This window comes from Caulobacter sp. 05T431 (assembly GCF_056665975.1).
The window spans coordinates 17,441-32,680 of record NZ_JBFTKU010000012.1 but is presented as its reverse complement, the minus strand read 5'-3'; the positions used below and the strand labels follow the sequence as shown (position 1 = coordinate 32,680).

The 15,240-nt window shown below is 68.7% G+C and carries 11 protein-coding genes; 2 read left to right on the top strand and 9 right to left on the bottom strand.

Annotated elements, in window-relative coordinates:
- Positions 1 to 5: 5 nt before the first annotated feature.
- The 3 genes from AC1U89_RS12575 to ahpC form a co-directional block, all read right to left on the bottom strand.
- The gene (locus AC1U89_RS12575; protein ID WP_479900036.1) at positions 6 to 1,388 is read right to left on the bottom strand and encodes an intermediate filament-like cell shape determinant CreS; all 1,383 of its coding nucleotides are present in this window, start codon (positions 1,386 to 1,388) and stop codon (positions 6 to 8) included.
- 249 nt (positions 1,389 to 1,637) lie between these two features.
- The gene (ahpF, locus tag AC1U89_RS12570; protein ID WP_479900035.1) at positions 1,638 to 3,242 is read right to left on the bottom strand and encodes an alkyl hydroperoxide reductase subunit F; all 1,605 of its coding nucleotides are present in this window, start codon (positions 3,240 to 3,242) and stop codon (positions 1,638 to 1,640) included.
- Between the two features lie 160 nt (positions 3,243 to 3,402).
- Positions 3,403 to 3,966: an alkyl hydroperoxide reductase subunit C gene (ahpC, locus tag AC1U89_RS12565; protein WP_029909503.1), complete on the bottom strand. Its 564-nt coding sequence runs from the start codon at positions 3,964 to 3,966 to the stop codon at positions 3,403 to 3,405.
- 181 nt (positions 3,967 to 4,147) lie between these two features.
- Between ahpC and AC1U89_RS12560 the strand changes: the two genes are divergently transcribed.
- Together AC1U89_RS12560 and AC1U89_RS12555 are read left to right on the top strand one after the other, a co-directional pair.
- A complete protein-coding gene (locus tag AC1U89_RS12560; RefSeq protein ID WP_479900034.1) occupies positions 4,148 to 5,050 on the top strand; it encodes a hydrogen peroxide-inducible genes activator in 903 nt (300 codons plus the stop codon).
- 335 nt (positions 5,051 to 5,385) lie between these two features.
- On the top strand, positions 5,386 to 6,201 hold the full coding sequence (locus AC1U89_RS12555; RefSeq protein WP_479900033.1) for an FkbM family methyltransferase: 816 nt from the start codon (positions 5,386 to 5,388) through the stop codon (positions 6,199 to 6,201).
- A gap of 16 nt (positions 6,202 to 6,217) precedes the next feature.
- Here AC1U89_RS12555 and AC1U89_RS12550 read toward each other — a convergent pair whose 3' ends face one another.
- The 6 genes from AC1U89_RS12550 to AC1U89_RS12525 form a co-directional block, all read right to left on the bottom strand.
- Positions 6,218 to 7,453, bottom strand: a complete 1,236-nt coding sequence (locus tag AC1U89_RS12550; protein ID WP_479900032.1) for a class I SAM-dependent methyltransferase — start codon at positions 7,451 to 7,453, stop codon at positions 6,218 to 6,220.
- Between the two features lie 110 nt (positions 7,454 to 7,563).
- Entirely contained in the window at positions 7,564 to 9,306 is a 1,743-nt protein-coding gene (locus AC1U89_RS12545) for a glycosyltransferase (protein ID WP_479900031.1), read from the bottom strand.
- Positions 9,307 to 9,314: 8 nt separating this feature from the next.
- Positions 9,315 to 11,759 (bottom strand): glycosyltransferase, encoded by a 2,445-nt coding sequence (locus AC1U89_RS12540; RefSeq protein ID WP_479900030.1) that lies wholly within the window; start codon positions 11,757 to 11,759, stop codon positions 9,315 to 9,317.
- Between the two features lie 94 nt (positions 11,760 to 11,853).
- The gene (locus AC1U89_RS12535) at positions 11,854 to 12,834 is read right to left on the bottom strand and encodes a GDP-mannose 4,6-dehydratase (protein ID WP_479900029.1); all 981 of its coding nucleotides are present in this window, start codon (positions 12,832 to 12,834) and stop codon (positions 11,854 to 11,856) included.
- A 2-nt stretch (positions 12,835 to 12,836) separates the two neighbouring features.
- Positions 12,837 to 13,814, bottom strand: a complete 978-nt coding sequence (gene gmd, locus AC1U89_RS12530; protein ID WP_479900028.1) for a GDP-mannose 4,6-dehydratase — start codon at positions 13,812 to 13,814, stop codon at positions 12,837 to 12,839.
- 55 nt (positions 13,815 to 13,869) lie between these two features.
- The gene (locus AC1U89_RS12525) at positions 13,870 to 15,105 is read right to left on the bottom strand and encodes a class I SAM-dependent methyltransferase (protein ID WP_479900027.1); all 1,236 of its coding nucleotides are present in this window, start codon (positions 15,103 to 15,105) and stop codon (positions 13,870 to 13,872) included.
- Positions 15,106 to 15,240: the final 135 nt, after the last annotated feature.

Below are 15,240 nucleotides of genomic sequence, written 5' to 3'. Positions count from 1 at the left end.
GCGCCTCAGCCGGCGGCCTGGACGTCGTCGCCGGTGGCGCCCAGCAGGGCCATCTGCAGACGCGAGCGGTCGCGGCGGGCCGATTCCAGGGCGCCTTCGGCCAGAGCGGCCTCCGAGCGGATCCGTTCGATCTCGGCCTGCATCTCGGCGATCTTCTCGTCGTGGGCGCGGCGGGTCTCGTCTTCCGAGGCCTGCAGGGCCTCGAAGCGGGTGCGCAGCTGGGCGGCGCGTTCCTCGGCGCGCTTGAGCGCCTTCTCGTGGGCCCCGACGGTCTTGGCCAGCTGGTCGGCGCGCTCGATGGCGGCGGCGCGGGCGGTGTCGACGCCGGCGTGACGGCCGCGCAGGTCCTCGACCTCGTCCTCCAGATTGCGGACCCGCTCCAGGGCGCGCTCCAGGGCGACGTTCAGGWCGCCGGCCCGACGCTCGACGGCCTGCTGCTGGGCGCTGGAGTCGTTGAGGCGGGCCGAGATCTGGCCGTTCATCTCTTCCAGCTTGTCGGCGCGGCCGGTGGCGGTCTCCAGGCGGGTCTGCAGGGCCAGCACCTCGGCGCGGCCGGACTCGACCTGGGCTTCAAGGCCGCGGATCGTGCGGGCGCTGTCGGCCTGGACGGTGGTCAGGGCGTTGTCGGCGGCCAGCACGCGGGCGCGCTCGGCGGCGACCTGGGCTTCCAGCTCGGTCTCGATGCGCGACAGGCGGGCCACGTCGGCGCCGGCCTGTTCCAGGCGCTTCTTCAGGGTGCCCAGCTCTTCGACCTGCAGGGCCATCTGCTGCTTGGCGGCGGCCAGGAAGGCTTCGGATTCGCCGCGACGGGCGTCGATGTCCTGGGTCTGGACGCGCAGGGTCTCGACGTCCTGGGTCAGGTGCTCGGCGCGGGCCGTGGCGTCGCGCAGGGAGGCCTCCAGGCCGCCGACCTTCAGCTCGGACTGCTGCAGGCCGTTGCGCAGGCGGTCGATCTCCAGGGCGCCGTCCTCGAGGGCGACGTCCAGTTGCTGGCGACGCGCGTCGGATTCGGTCAGGGCGGCCTCGGAGGTCGCCAGCTTGGCGGACAGCTCGCGTTCCTCGGCCTGGGCGGCGGCCAGCAGGCGGGCGGCCTGTTCGTGGGCGGCGCGCAGGGCGATCAGTTCGGCGTGCTCGGCGCGGCGGGCCTCGAACTCCTCGGCGACGGGGGTGCGGATCTCGGAGAGCAGCGGCTCGATGGCGCGCAGGTGCTCGACCACGCGGCTGATGCTGTCCAGCCCGCCGTGGATGGTCTCGTAGCGGACGCCGATCGCCTGGGTGGCCTCGATCAGGCCGGCGCCGTCGCCCTCGGGACGATCGTTCTCGGCGGCCAGCATGACCGGCTTGACGCCGCCCTTGGTGTTGCGATCGCCCTTAGACAGCAGCCTCATGTCGTGCCCACCTTCTAACGATCTGCGGAAACAACGCCCGTCGCGTTGATTCGACCCCTGGCCGCGCAGAATCATTTGCCCATTCGTTAACAGGATAGCCCGCGGTCAAGATTGCTGTCGAGGTCAAGATCGCGCGTTCGGCGAGAGGCGCATTGCCGCATCACCGGACGCAAGAAAGCCGCCGCGACGGCCCGGAAAGGGCGATCGCGACGGCTTTTGGCGCTGTTCGAGAGGCTTTCGCCTCGCGGGTCAGGCGGCTTCCTGTTCGGCCGGGACATCCGGGTCCAGGCGGATCATGTAGTCGAAGGCCGACAGGGCCGCCTTCGAGCCCTCGCCCATGGCGATGATGATCTGCTTGTAGGGGGTGGTCGTGGCGTCGCCGGCCGCGAACACGCCGGGCAGCGAGGTCTCGCCGCGATGGTCGACCTCGATCTCGCCGCGCGGGGTCAGGGCCACGCCCGTGTCCTTCAGCCACTCGGTGTTGGGCACCAGGCCGATCTGCACGAACACGCCTTCCAGGTCGACCGTGTGGACCTGGTCGTGGTTGCGGTCCTTGTAGGTCAGGCCGGTGACCTTGTTCCCGTCGCCCAACACCTGGGTGGTCAGGGCCGAGGTGACGATGCGCACGTTGGGCAGGCTGGCCAGCTTGCGCTGCAGGACGGCGTCGGCCCGCAGCTGGCTGTCGAATTCGATCAGGGTCACGTGGGCGACCAGACCGGCCAGGTCGATGGCCGCCTCGACGCCGCTGTTGCCGCCGCCGATCACCGCCACGCGCTTGCCTTTGAACAGCGGGCCGTCGCAGTGCGGGCAGTAGGCCACGCCCTTGTTCTTGTATTCGGCCTCGCCGGGCACGTTGATGTTCCGCCAGCGGGCGCCGGTGGCCAGGATCACGCTGCGCGAGGTCAGGCTGGCTCCGTTCTCGAGCTTGACCTCGATCAGGCCGCCGGAGGTCTTGGCCGGGACCAGGCCCACGGCCTTCTGTAGGTTCATGATGTCGACGTCGTAGTCCTTGACGTGCTGCTCCAGCGCCGAGGCCAGTTTGGGGCCTTCGGTGTGGGACACCGAGATGAAGTTCTCGATGGCCATGGTGTCCAGCACCTGGCCGCCGAAGCGCTCGGCCGCCACGCCGGTGCGGATGCCCTTGCGGGCGGCGTAGATCGCCGCCGCGGCTCCGGCGGGACCGCCGCCGACGACCAGAACGTCGAAGGCATCCTTGGTCTTGATCTTCTCGGCGGCGCGATCGGCGGCGCCGGTGTCCAGCTTGGCMAGGATCTGTTCCAGGCTCATGCGGCCCTGGCCGAACGGCTGGCCGTTCAGCAGGATGGTCGGCACGGCCATGACCTGGCGTTCCTCGACCTCGGCCTGGAACAGCGCGCCGTCGATGGCGACGTGGGTGATGTTGGGGTTCAGGGCGGCTATGGTGTTCAGCGCCTGGACCACGTCCGGGCAGTTCTGGCAGCTCTGCGAGAAATAGGTCTCGAAGCGGAACGCGCCCTCCAGGGCGCGGACCTGGTCCAGCACCTCGGCGTCGAACTTGGGCGGGTGGCCGCCCACGTGCAGCAGGGCCAGCACCAGCGAGGTGAACTCGTGGCCCAGCGGCAGGCCGGCGAAGCGCACCCCAACCTTGTCTTTAGGGGCGCTTCCATCCGCGCGGGCGATGGCGAAGGACGGCTTGCGGGCGTCGTCGCCGGCCAGGTTCAGGCTGACCTTGTCGGAGGTCCCGGCGACGTCCTCGAGCAGCGCCAGCATGTCCTTGGAACCCTGGCCCTCGCCCAGCGAGGCGACCAGTTCGATCGGCTGGCGCAGGTTCTGCAGATAGGCTTTCAGCTGGGTCTTCAGACCATCGTCCAACATGGCGGGGCTCCGACTGCGGGGGCGGCGCGGCCTCAGGGGGGAGGAAGGACGCGACGCGGGAATGTCTGGGAAGTGTGGGCGTCGCCGCCGGTTCCGTGGGCTGACGGAACCGGCGGCGCGCCGTGCCGCGACCCGAGGGCCGCGACAAGCCGTGGAAGGCTTAGATCTTGCCGACCAGGTCGAGCGACGGGGCCAGGGTCTTCTCACCCTCTTCCCACTTGGCCGGGCAGACTTCGCCCGGGTGCGACGCGACGTACTGGGCGGCCTTGATCTTGCGCAGCAGTTCGATGGCGTTGCGGCCGATGCCTTCGGCGGTCGTTTCGGTGAACTGGATCACGCCTTCCGGATCAATCAGGAAGGTGCCGCGGTCGGCCAGGCCGACGCCCGGGCGCATGACTTCGAAGTTGTTGGTGATGACGCCCGAGGGGTCGCCGACCATGACGTACTGGATCTTGCCGATCGCCGGCGAGCTGTCGTGCCAGGCCTTGTGCGAGAAGTGGGTGTCGGTCGACACCGCGTAGATCTCGACGCCCAGACGCTGGAACGTGGCGTAGTTGTCGGCCAGGTCTTCCAGTTCCGTCGGGCAGACGAAGGTGAAGTCGGCCGGGTAGAAGAACACGACGGACCACTTGCCCTTCAGGTCGGCGTCGCTGACCTCGACGAACTTGCCGCCCTTGTAGGCCTGGGCGGTGAAGGGTTTGATCTGGGTGTTGATCAAGGACATGAAGTTCTCCTGCAGGAATTGCGAGGAGCCTTGTACGGAAGGGAAATCGATAGGGCCAATCGATTGTTTCATGTTCGCCGATAGGGTCGCTCTATGTGGCCAGCCGCCAGTCTTCGCGGTCGCAGCAAAGGCATGGTCGATTGTCTTGTGAAATCCGATAGATCGACCCTATCTAAGAACCATGCTCCCGACCCTCCGCCAGCTGCAGTATCTGAAGCTCCTGTCCGAACACGGCTCGTTCAGCCGCGCGGCCGAGGCCTGCCACGTCACCCAGCCGACCCTGTCGGCCGGCATCCAGGAGCTGGAGAAAATCCTGGGCGCCCCGGTGGTCGACCGGGCCCGCTCGGGCGTGATCCTGACCGCCGCCGGCCAGGAAGCCGTGCGCCGGGCCGAGGCGATCCTGGCCCAGGCGGAAGACCTGGTGCAGGCGGCGCGCGGCGCGGGCCAGCCGCTGGCGGGGCGGTTCCGCCTGGGCGTCATCCCGACCGTCGCCCCCTATCTCCTGCCTCGCGCCCTGCCCGCCCTGCGCGACCAGTTCCCCAAGCTGAAGCTCTATCTGCGAGAGGACCTGACCCATCGGCTGATCGCCGCCCTGAAGTCCGGATCGCTGGACGCCGCCCTGATCGCCCTGCCCTATGACATGACAGGCCTGGAATGGGCCCATGTCGAGGACGACGAACTGCTGGCCGCCGCCCCGGCCAATCACCGCATGGCGGCCTTCGACCGCGTCGATCCCGACAGCCTGCGCGGCGACGACATGATCCTGCTGGAGGACGGCCACTGCCTGCGCGACCACGCCTTGGCCGCCTGCGGGCTGGAGCCGCCCAAGGGCGTCGGCGAGGAGGAGAGCTTCGCGGCCACCTCACTGCCCACCCTGGTGCAGATGATCGGCTCGGGGCTGGGCGTGTCGTTCCTGCCGTCGATGGCGGTGGCGGCGGGCCTGGCCCAGAACGCGCCGGTCACCATCCGCCCCCTGAATTCCGACCACTCCAGCCGCGAGATCGTCGTGGCCTGGCGGGCGGGCTCCAGCCGGGGCGCCGAGGGCCGCCTGCTGGCCCAGACCTTGCGCGACCTGCCCGCCTGACGCTTGCGCGGCTGATTTTTCCAGTCTATCCGGTTAGCGAACGCCGTTATGGATATCGGGTGTCATGAGTTCGCCAATAAACAATCCTGAATAGGAAGTCCTGGGGGCTGGGAAACACCGGCCCATGCGACCCTGCTCGTGCGGAGGTTACGGCCTGAAAAAGGTTGCTCCCCGAGGCCGAGTCCAAGGACTTGGCGGATTTGGCGAAGTTGTTCCCGTGTTCGAGTTCGTCGTCGGTGCGGAAACGTGAACTGACGGCCTGACGGCGCGTTTCGTCCGGAGGGGGCGCCCCGGATCGGCGCTTGCGGAACAGCGAGAAGGGACGGGGGTCAAAGTTGAGGGAAATCTCCATCCGCGCCGGCGGCCGAGCGCTGTCCTTCGTCGACTCGATCGACCACCACCTGGCCGGCCGCGACGGCTGGGACGCTGACGCCGGCTCGGTGCACAAGATCGCCCGGCGTCTTCCGCCGGGCTCGACCTGCATCGACGTGGGGGCCTGCATCGGGATCTCGGCCCTGTCCCTGGCCGTGCAGCGGCCCGATTGCCACGTCATCGCGATCGAGCCGGTCCCCGCGAACTTCGAGTCCCTGCAGCGCAACGTCCACGCCAACGGGATCACCAATGTCGAGATCGTCAACGCGGCGCTGGGCGACGCGCACGGCGCGCTGACCCTGACGAACAACGGGCCCTGGTCATCGGTCATCGCCGCCACGGGCGGGGTCCGTGCGCGGGCGATCACGCTGGACGACTTCGCGGACCGGGACATCGCCTTCGTGAAGATCGACGCCGAGGGCTACGAGCCCTACGTGCTGTCCGGCGCGCGCAGGCTGCTTGAGACATCGCGCCCTCTGGTCCAGATGAAGTTCAACACCTGCCAGATGGTGGTGCACCAGGTGGACCCGATGTCGTTCGCGGCGGCGGTGTGGGCCTCCTGCGACGTCCTGGGCGCCTATTTCCAGGAAGAGTTCCACCCGGCGCCCGAAAGCGCCGCCGACATCATCCAGCACAACATCCGCCGATATGGCGGCGTGGCCGACCTCCTGCTCAAGCCGCGGTCGATCCTGCCGGGCCTGGACGAGATGATCTGCTCGCCGCACAGCCGACCGCCGCGTCTGGGCTCGCCGGCCCGGGAGGGCGCGCTCCGGGCTTGATCGCGGACCCGGAAGCCTACAGCAGGGTGAAGGAAAGCTGGGAGATCGAGCCCGCGTAGCCGGCCGGCACCCGCAGCCGCGCCTCCAGGCCCTCGACGCGCTCCGGCAGGTTGAAGTCGAGCGTCAGGGTTCCGGACGCGATTTCCCGATCGTCGCAGACCTTCGAGCCGAGCACGTCGGTTCCGGAGCTGCGGCAGATGTCGAACACCACGCCGCCCTTCTTCGGACGAGACCGGGTGTCGACCGACAGCTGGGCCCTGAACTTGCCCCGGGGCATGTCGATATAGGGGCCGAAGACCGCGAAATAGTCGGCCGAGCCGGCCGGGGCCTCGACGTCCAGGGCCGAGCCGTTCACCGCGCCGATCTGGGAGCGGAGGCGGGGGTCGTCGGCGGGGATCACGATCGGTTCGCTCGCCGAGGCCGCGACCCAGAAGTGCGGATGCATGCAGACGCCCAGCCAGCCCGTGCGGCGCAGCAGTTCGTCGAAGAAATCGTTGTGGAAGCCCAGCTCCATCCAGCCGGCGTTGCGCGCGACCCAGAGCGATTCCCCGTCCAGCCGCACGCCCCACGGCGTCTTGAAGTCGGTGTTGATGGGCTCGGCGGCGAAATAGATCTTGCCGCCCGGCAGCAGCACCCGGTGCAGCGCCTTCAGCAGGCGCTCGAACTCCCAGCAGTGGTGGAAGGATTCGAAGAAGATCACGGCGTCGAACTTCTTTTCGGTCGTCTCGACCCACAGGAAGTCGGAATTGACCAGCTCGATGTTGTCGACGTGCAGCATGTCGGCGCGACGCCGGACCACCTCGCAATAGCGCTCCTCGATGTCGAGGGCGGTGACGTCGTGGCCCAGCATGGCCAGGGCCAGGGTGGTGTTGCCCCAGCCGAAGCCGCATTCGAGGATCTTGGCGCTGGGCTTCACGTCCAGGACCTCGAACAGCTTGCTCATCAGGCCGTAGTGCACCGAAGCCAGTTTCAGGCTCTTGGTGAAGTAGGGGAACGGCCGATAGGTCAGGGAATCGACGTCGAACTGGCTGCGTTCGTTCTGGACGTCATAGTCGTCGCGGCTGGCGATGCGCTTGTAGAGCTGCAGATAGCGTTCGCGGTATTCGGGCGAGAACGGATCGGCGGGCAGGTCGTCCGGCGGCGCCAGCTGCGACTGGGAGAAGCGCTTGTAGGCCTCGTCGTGCGAGACCTTGTAGCCTTCGTCGAACGACTTCAGAAGCTCGTCGAGCTCGGAAAAGGGGACCACGTTCACGCTGCGTCTCCAGTCCTTGTCGAGACAGGTCACGGCGCGCGCCTGCTGATGCCCAACGGGGCAACCTTAAGGATAAGCCCGAGTGCGGCAAGCGGTAATGCGGGGTGGCCTCAGGCCAGGTCGTGCAGGCTTTCGTCGTTCGGATCGAACGCTGGATTGTGCAGGTCGTCCCGCGTGACGACGTCGCCCCAGCGGGCCAGGAAATATTCCAGCTCGCGATGGCGCTGGAGCGACCGACCCTCGGCGGCGACGATCGGCTTGACCGAGACGCTTTCCATGTGGATCAGCACCGCCCGGGGCTCGAAGACGTTGGCGAACCCCGAGTGCTTGGCCCGCAGGCTGAAATCGACGTCCTGCAGATGGGTCGCCAGCAGTTCGTCGAAGCCGTTCAGGGCCTCGAAACAGGCGCGCGACACCAGCATGGCCGCGCCGGTCAGGGCGCTCACCTCGCGCGGGGCGGTGGTGTAGAACAGGTAGTCGTCCCGCGGCGACTGGCCGTGGCGCAGGATGTGGCCGGCGATGCCGCGATAGCCCAGGTACATCCCCGCGTGCTGGATGCTTTCGTCCGGATAGACCAGCAKGGGCCCCGTCACGCCGACGGCGGCATCCTCCTGGAACGGCGTCAGCAGCGCGCCCAGCCAGTCGTCGCTGACGGGCACGATGTCGTCGTTCAAGAACAGCAGGAAGTCGCCGCTGGCCGCCGCCGCGCCCAGGTTCGAGAGCCGCGAGAAGTTGAACGGCGCGTCGTGCGTCAGGACCTTGACCTTGGGGTGGTCCGCCAGGTCGCGCAGGGTCTCGACCGCGTGCGGGCTGACGGTGTTGTTCGAGACGATCACCACCTCGGCGATCCGCGCGTCGTCCGCCAGCAGGGCGCGGGACAGCTGGCGCAGCAGGTGGCCCTTGTCCTTGGTGCAGATGACGATCGAGACGCGCGGCTCAGCGGGCGGGCGGTCCAGGGCGGACGGGACGATCGCTTCGGCGATCGCTTCGCCGCTCAGCCGCGCCTCGACCAGCGGTTCGAACAGGTGGCGCCAACGCGAGCGCGCCTCGGGCGACGGCCGGTCCCGCAGCCAGGCGTCCAACGAAGCGCGGGGCCGCTCGACGTCGCCGCCCTTCGCCAGGGGCGCGCGCAGCATCAGTCGCGAGAAGCCGTAGTCGAGATGGCGGGCCAGGAACGGATTGGCCCCGGGCAGCAGCAGCGGGAAGGCCAGGCCGTCCGCCTCGCGGAAGAGATCGAAGGTGATCACCTGGGGCGCCTTCGCCGTCATGGCGGTCGCCGCGGCGTGAAGGAAATGGGCCGCCACGACATCCCCGATCGCCAGATAGAGGATCCAGGCGTCGGCGGAGCCAGGCAGATGGTCGGCGGACCCGACGATCCGCAGGCCCGGATGGCTCGTCGTGGATTGGCCAGGGTCCGCGACGAAGACGCTGGGCGGGCCTGCCAGGCCGACGGGGTCCAGCGCGGCCAGGGCGTCCAGCGTCCGCGCCAGGTCCGAGGGCCCCGCGTCGGGGTTGGCCAGCAGGACGACGCCCAGGTCCAGCGGTCGCCGGCCGGTCGGGACCGGGTCTGACCCGCGCGCCTCCCGCATCCGCCGCAGGTGTTCGCGCCATTTGGCCGCCGGCAGGGCGTAGCGCGCGTCCAGGTCGCCGCCGAACGGCTGAGGGCCGGGATCGCCCGGCGGCGGCGCGTCGATGAGGGCGCCGCGTCCGGCCGCGACCAGCAGGGCGTACCGCGCCGTGCCCAGGAGGCCGCGTTTGCGTAGCATGCCGCCCGTGAAGACGGCGATGTTGCGCACGCCGTTGCGGCGGATGGCGCCGACCAGGGCGCCGGGCAGCTTGAGGGCTTTGGTCACGGGCGTGCTCAAGAGGATTCCGCTCCGCTCAGGCGACGCCGGAACAGCGGCCAGGCCAGGTCGTCGTCGCCCGGCCGCATCTCGGGCGTGAAGCCGTCGCGACGCGCGATGGCGACGGCGTCTTCGTAGAGGTCGGCTTGCAGGCGGGCCCAGGGCCAGAGGACGTTGGGATCGACCCCGCCATCGCGGGCCAGGGCCAGTGCCTCGGCCATCAGCCGGCCGTGCCAGCGCGGCCGGTGCCGGGTCCAGCTGTTATGGGCGTTGCCGACGATCGCGACGGGCTTGTGCCAATAGCCGGGGGCGGCGGCGAAGCTCTCCAGGATCGTCTCGGTGCAGGGGATGGACTCGACGAGGCTGTCGAAGGGCTTGCCGGAGAAGGTGTGGTCGTAGGCCGCCGCCAGCACGTCGTGGCGCCAGATCACGCCGTAGATGGCGGTGAAGAGGTTGTCGTGTTGCTCGGCCAGGGTCCGCACGGGATAGACGCCGCTGGCTGCGGCGTGCGGCGCCAGCGGCGCGCGGCCGGCGATCAGCGCGCCGCCATGGTCGGCCGGACCCAGGGTCTCGCGGTGGTAGACGGCGAAGTTCACGGCGGCCAGCGGGACGCCCAGGCCGGCCTTCAGCCCCGCCACCACGACCGCGACCTGGTCGGGAACGATGAAGTCATCGTCACCGACGACCCAGACATAGTCGGCGCCCGCCAGCTGGGAGCAGGCGCGGATATTGCCCAGCATGCCCAGATTGGCGGTGTTGACGATCAGCCTCAGCCGCGCGCCGTAGGCGCGTTGCAGGGCTTCGGCCGTGCCGTCGGTCGAGGCGTTGTCGACGACGACCAGCTCGACGTCCCGCTGGTCCTTGAGCGCCCGCAGCAGCCAGCCGACGTTCTCGACCACGAAGGCGCGGCGATTGTAGGTGGACACGACGATGCGCAGGAAGACCGGCCGCGGCGCGGTCTGGCCCGCCAGGGCCTGCCGCGCCGCCGCGTAGCGGCGCTCGATGCGGCCGATCCGGTCCAGACGACCGCGATGCGCCGCCAGCCGGAGTCCGGCGTCCTGGGCCTGGGCCGCGTCGCCGACGATCCAGCGGCTGGGCAGCAGATCGTCGACCTTGGCCTCCGTCGCGGCCTGGATGAACCGGTCGGCCAAGGCCTGGTCGGGCGCCGACACCACGTCCGCCCGGGCGACCGCCAGCAGGTCGGCCGTCCGGGCGGGGTCCAGTCCGACCAGGTCGATGACGGCCGCCGGGTCGGCGGGCGCGACGGGGCGGGCCTCGACCAGGGCGACGACCAGGGCGTGGGCGTAATCTGACCAGGTCCGGACTGGCCGGCGGTCGATCTCGCCCCGCAGCCGGGTCCGCAGGGTCTCGTCCTCGGCGAGTCGGCGCAGGCCGGCTTCCAGGGCGGCCGGGTCACGCACGTCGACGGTCAGGCAGCCGCCGCGCTCGGCGACCTCGGCCATCGCCCCGAAGTCGGCGCAGAGGCAGGGGACGCCGGCGGCCAGGCTCTCGGTGATGGGCAGGCCGAAGCCCTCGTCGTCCGACACGAAGGCGGTGAACGCCGCGCGGCGCATCAGTTCGGCGATCTCAGCGTCGGGGGCGTGGTCGAGATAGCGGACGTTCGGGGTCTGCCGGACCAGCTGGTTGAAGTCGCGCGCCACGGCGGGGTGGAGGGAGCCCACGACGCAGACCTCCAGCGCGGCGACGGCGGGGCTAGCCTTGCGGGCCGCCGCATAGGCCTTGAGGAACTCGACCTGGCGCTTGCGCGGCTCGATCGCGCCAATCAGCACGATCTTGTCGCGGCCGGCCTCGCCGGTCGACCGGTCGGGATGGGGGCTGGCCTCGGCGAGGGGCGTGGCGACGATCGGGATGTCGCCCAGGCCGGGATCGACCTTGCCCCAGAAGTCGCGAAGGGCGCCGGCGCTGTACCGCGAGATCGGCAGGACCAGGTCGGACCGGGCGATCTCGCACAGATAGGACAGATAGGCCGCGCGATCGCCGGCGTAGGCCGGATTGGTCGCCGGGATCAGGTCGTAGAAGATCGAGGCGACGTTCGCGCCGTACTCCCGGCACTGGGTGACGGCGCGCGCCAGGATCTCGACGCCGTCCGGCTCGTGGATGGGCACGTCCGGGTTCAGCAGCCAGGTGTCGGCGTCGCAGGGCACGAGGTCGTCGAAGCGATAGCCGACCCGCCGCGCCGCCGGATTGGGCGTCAGGCCCTCGGGCCAGTTCGCGGGGCCGAACAGGGCGTCGAACTCCTGGCGGTCGATGGGCCGCAGGTGGCCGGCCTGGCGATCCCAGCGCACCAGATGGGTTTCCGCGTGGGCGGGCAGGGCCCGGGCGATCTCGACGATGACCCGGTGGATGCCGGACCGCACGCGCGAGCGCAGCGCCTCGTCGACCCTCAGCAGGAGTCTGGGCCGGGCGCCTGGGGTCTGCGAGGCGGCGGTGTCGATCTTCATCCTGCGCTCCGCCTGATAGTCTCGCCTAGATGGAGCGCCGGGGCGAGTCTGGAGGAGCCCGGAGCGGCGCCGCGCGTGTCCGCGACGCTCGGGCTCAGCGTGACTGGAGCTGGGCCGCGGTGGCCGCGCGCCGCTCCTGCAGGATCCGCTGCAGCGTGTTCTCCAGCGGGATTTCGGGCCGCCAGTTCAGTTTTTCGCGCAGGTGGCTGGCGTCGCCGACGACGCGGGGCGTCGCCGCCTTCCTCAGGCGCGAGGCGTCGACCCGCACCTCGATGGGCACGCTGGCCTGCGAGAGCAGGATGTCGAGCACGTCGCGGATGCGGACGGCCTTGCCGGAAGCGACGTTGAAGACTTCGCCCGGCTCGAGGTCCGCGCGCATGTCCAGGGCGTCAGCATAGGCGCGCACCACGTCCTGGACGTCGAGGAAGTCGCGTTCGTCGTCCAGGCTGCCCACCGACAGGACGGGCTCCTGCAGGCCCGCCTCGATCCGGGCGATCTGGCCGGCGAAGCTGGGCGCGACGAAGGCCTCGGCCTGGCCGGGGCCGGTATGGTTGAACGGCCGCATGACGGTGGCCGACAGGCCCATCGCCGTGGACTGGCGCACGAGGATGTCGGCCGAGGCCTTGCTCGCGGCGTAGGGGTTCAGTGGCTGGAGCAGCGCGTCCTCGCCCGTCAGGCCGTCGCGGTGCAGGCTGGCGCCGTAGACCTCGGCGCTGCTGATGAACAGCAGGTGCGCTTGCGGCACATGCTGCTGCAGGGCCAGGACCACGTTCAGCGTGCCGTCCAGATTGACGCGCCAGGCGTCGCGCGGGGCCCGCGTGGCGGCGTTGACCGTGGTCACCGCCGCCAGATGCACCACGATGTCCGGACGGAAGTCCGCGATCAGCGCGTTGACGCACTCCGGATCCGTGACATCCAGGATCGGCTCGTCAACCGTCTCCGTGGCGCTCGGGGGGGCCAGCAAAGTCCAGGACGGATGCCGGTCGGCCAGGAGCGCCTTCAGGCGCGAGCCCACGAACCCCCGGCCACCGGTCAAAAGTACGCGAGCATCCGGACTGGAGGATAGCGGGGACATCATCAGTGCTTCGGTTGCAACCGCGCTAGGTCGGCGTCGACCATCTCGGTGATCATGGCTTCGAGCGTGATCTGGGGCGTCCAGCCGAGCACCTTTTCGGCCTTGGCCGGATCGCCCAGAAGGACATCGACTTCGGCCGGGCGGAACAGCTCGGGATCGATGAACAGATGGTCTTCCAGCTTCAGGCCGACGTGCGCGAAGGCGATCTCGCACATGTCGCGCACGGTGGTCGTGCGGCCGGTGGCCACGACGTAGTCGTCGGCCTTGTCCTGCTGCAGCATCATCCACATGGCGCGGACATAGTCCTTGGCGTGGCCCCAGTCGCGCTTGGCGTCGATGTTGCCCAGGGCCAGCTTGTCCTGCAGGCCCAGCTTGATGCGGGCGACGGCGTCGGTGACCTTGCGGGTCACGAACTCGATGCCGCGCAGGGGGCTTTCGTGGTTGAACAGGATGCCCGAGCTGGCGTGCAGGCCGAAGCTCTCGCGATAGTTCACCGTGATCCAGTGGCCGTAGAGCTTGGCCACCGCATAGGGCGAACGCGGATAGAAAGGGGTGGTCTCTTTCTGGTGCGTTTCCTGGATCAGGCCGTACATCTCAGAGGACGACGCCTGGTAGAAGCGCGCGTCGGGCTTCACCACCCGGACGGCCTCGAGGATGTTGGTCACGCCCACGCCGGTGACCTGGGCGGTCACCAGGGGCTGGTGCCACGAGGTGCCGACGTAGGACTGGGCGCCGAGATTGTAGACCTCGTCAGGCTGGATGTCCTTGACCAGCCGCAGCATGCTGGACAGGTCGGTCAGGTCGCCGTCGACGATCTTGACCTGGTCGACGACGCCGAGCCAGCGAAGGCGGCCGTCCTGGAAACCGCCGGTGCTCGTGCGGCGGGCCATGCCGAATACCTCGTAGCCCTTCTCGAGCAGGAATTGCGCGAGATAGGCCCCGTCTTGGCCCGTGATGCCGGTGATAAGTGCGCGAGGCAATTTAGACCCTTTCGGAGAGTCGATAGTTGATCAAGATCTTCTAGTTTAATCGAACTTAGATGATTTCGATCTCGGGGAACGGGAAGATGAACTTGCCTCCGTTCGCGATGTACTCTTGTTCGCGCTGCAGGATGCCTTCCTTGAAGTGCCAGGGCAGGACCAGGAAGTAATCGGGCTTCATCGCGCGGGCCTCGGCTTCCGAGATGATCGGAATGCGGGTGCCGGGGGTGACGCGGCCGTATTTCTCGGGGTTGACCTCGGCGATCGCGGGCACTTCGGCGGCGGTGATGCCGCAGAACTGCAGGGTCACGTTGCCCTTGGTCGACGCGCCGTAGCCCAGGACGGTCTTGCCGTCGGCGGCCAGGCCCTTCAGCAGGCGCATCAGGTCGGCGCGGTGGCGGAACACGCGGTCCTCGAACTCACGGAACGGGCGGACGGTGCCCATGCCCATGCGCTCTTCCTGACCGAGCAGCCACTCGATCACGGTGTCGTTGGCCGGACGCTTGGAGGTCTTGCGCGCCGCCGTGACGGCGAAGCTGCCGCCGTTGATGGCGTTCATCTGGACGTCGATGACCTTCAGGTCAGCGGCGTCGAGGATCTTCCGGACCACGTCCAGCGAATAGTATTCCAGGTGCTCGTGGCAGATCGTGTCGTACGAGACCGTCCGCAGCATGGCGGGCATGTAGCTCTGCTCGAAGTGCCACAGGCCGTCCGGCGCCAGGACCGACGCGACGTCGCGCGCGAAGGCGATCGGATCGTCCAGGTCGTAGAACATGGCGATCGAGGTGACGATGGCCGCCTGCTTGTCGGTCAGCTTGCGGAAGTTGGCGGCCGAGAAGAAGTCCGGCACCAGCTTGACGTCGTCGGGATAGAATTCGCGGAACTTCGCCCCGGTCGGATCGATGCCCATGCGGTGCAGGCCGGGCGTGCTGTAGGCCTTCAACGAGGTGCAGTCGTTGGAGCCGATATCCAGGACCGTGTCGCCGGGCTTCAGGTCGGCCAAGCGTTCCAGATAGCCGATCTTCTGGGTGAGGTGACGGACCATCGAGGCGTTGAGCCCCGACCGGTAGCCGTAGTTCTCACCGTACATCTCGCCCGGATCGAAGCTGTGCCCCAGTTGAAGCAATCCGCTGTCGGGGCACCAGACCAGTTCCAAAGGACCCTTGGTCACTTCTTCGCCGGGCTTGGGGAAGACCCCAGTCAATTCCTGCTGTCCCAAGTGCAAGACCGGAATGAGGTTTTCGCTGCCGCTAACCCGACAACGTTCCAAACGTTTATAACGGCCCTGCACGACTGCCTCTCTTCTAGCGACCAATGGCGGCCGCGACCCTTTCGTATTAGCAACTCTCGGCGGTGCGTCAACGCACTAAGCGCCCAAAGCACCAAGCCTCTAATTTTATTGGATTTCAGGCACTTTTTTAGTCGT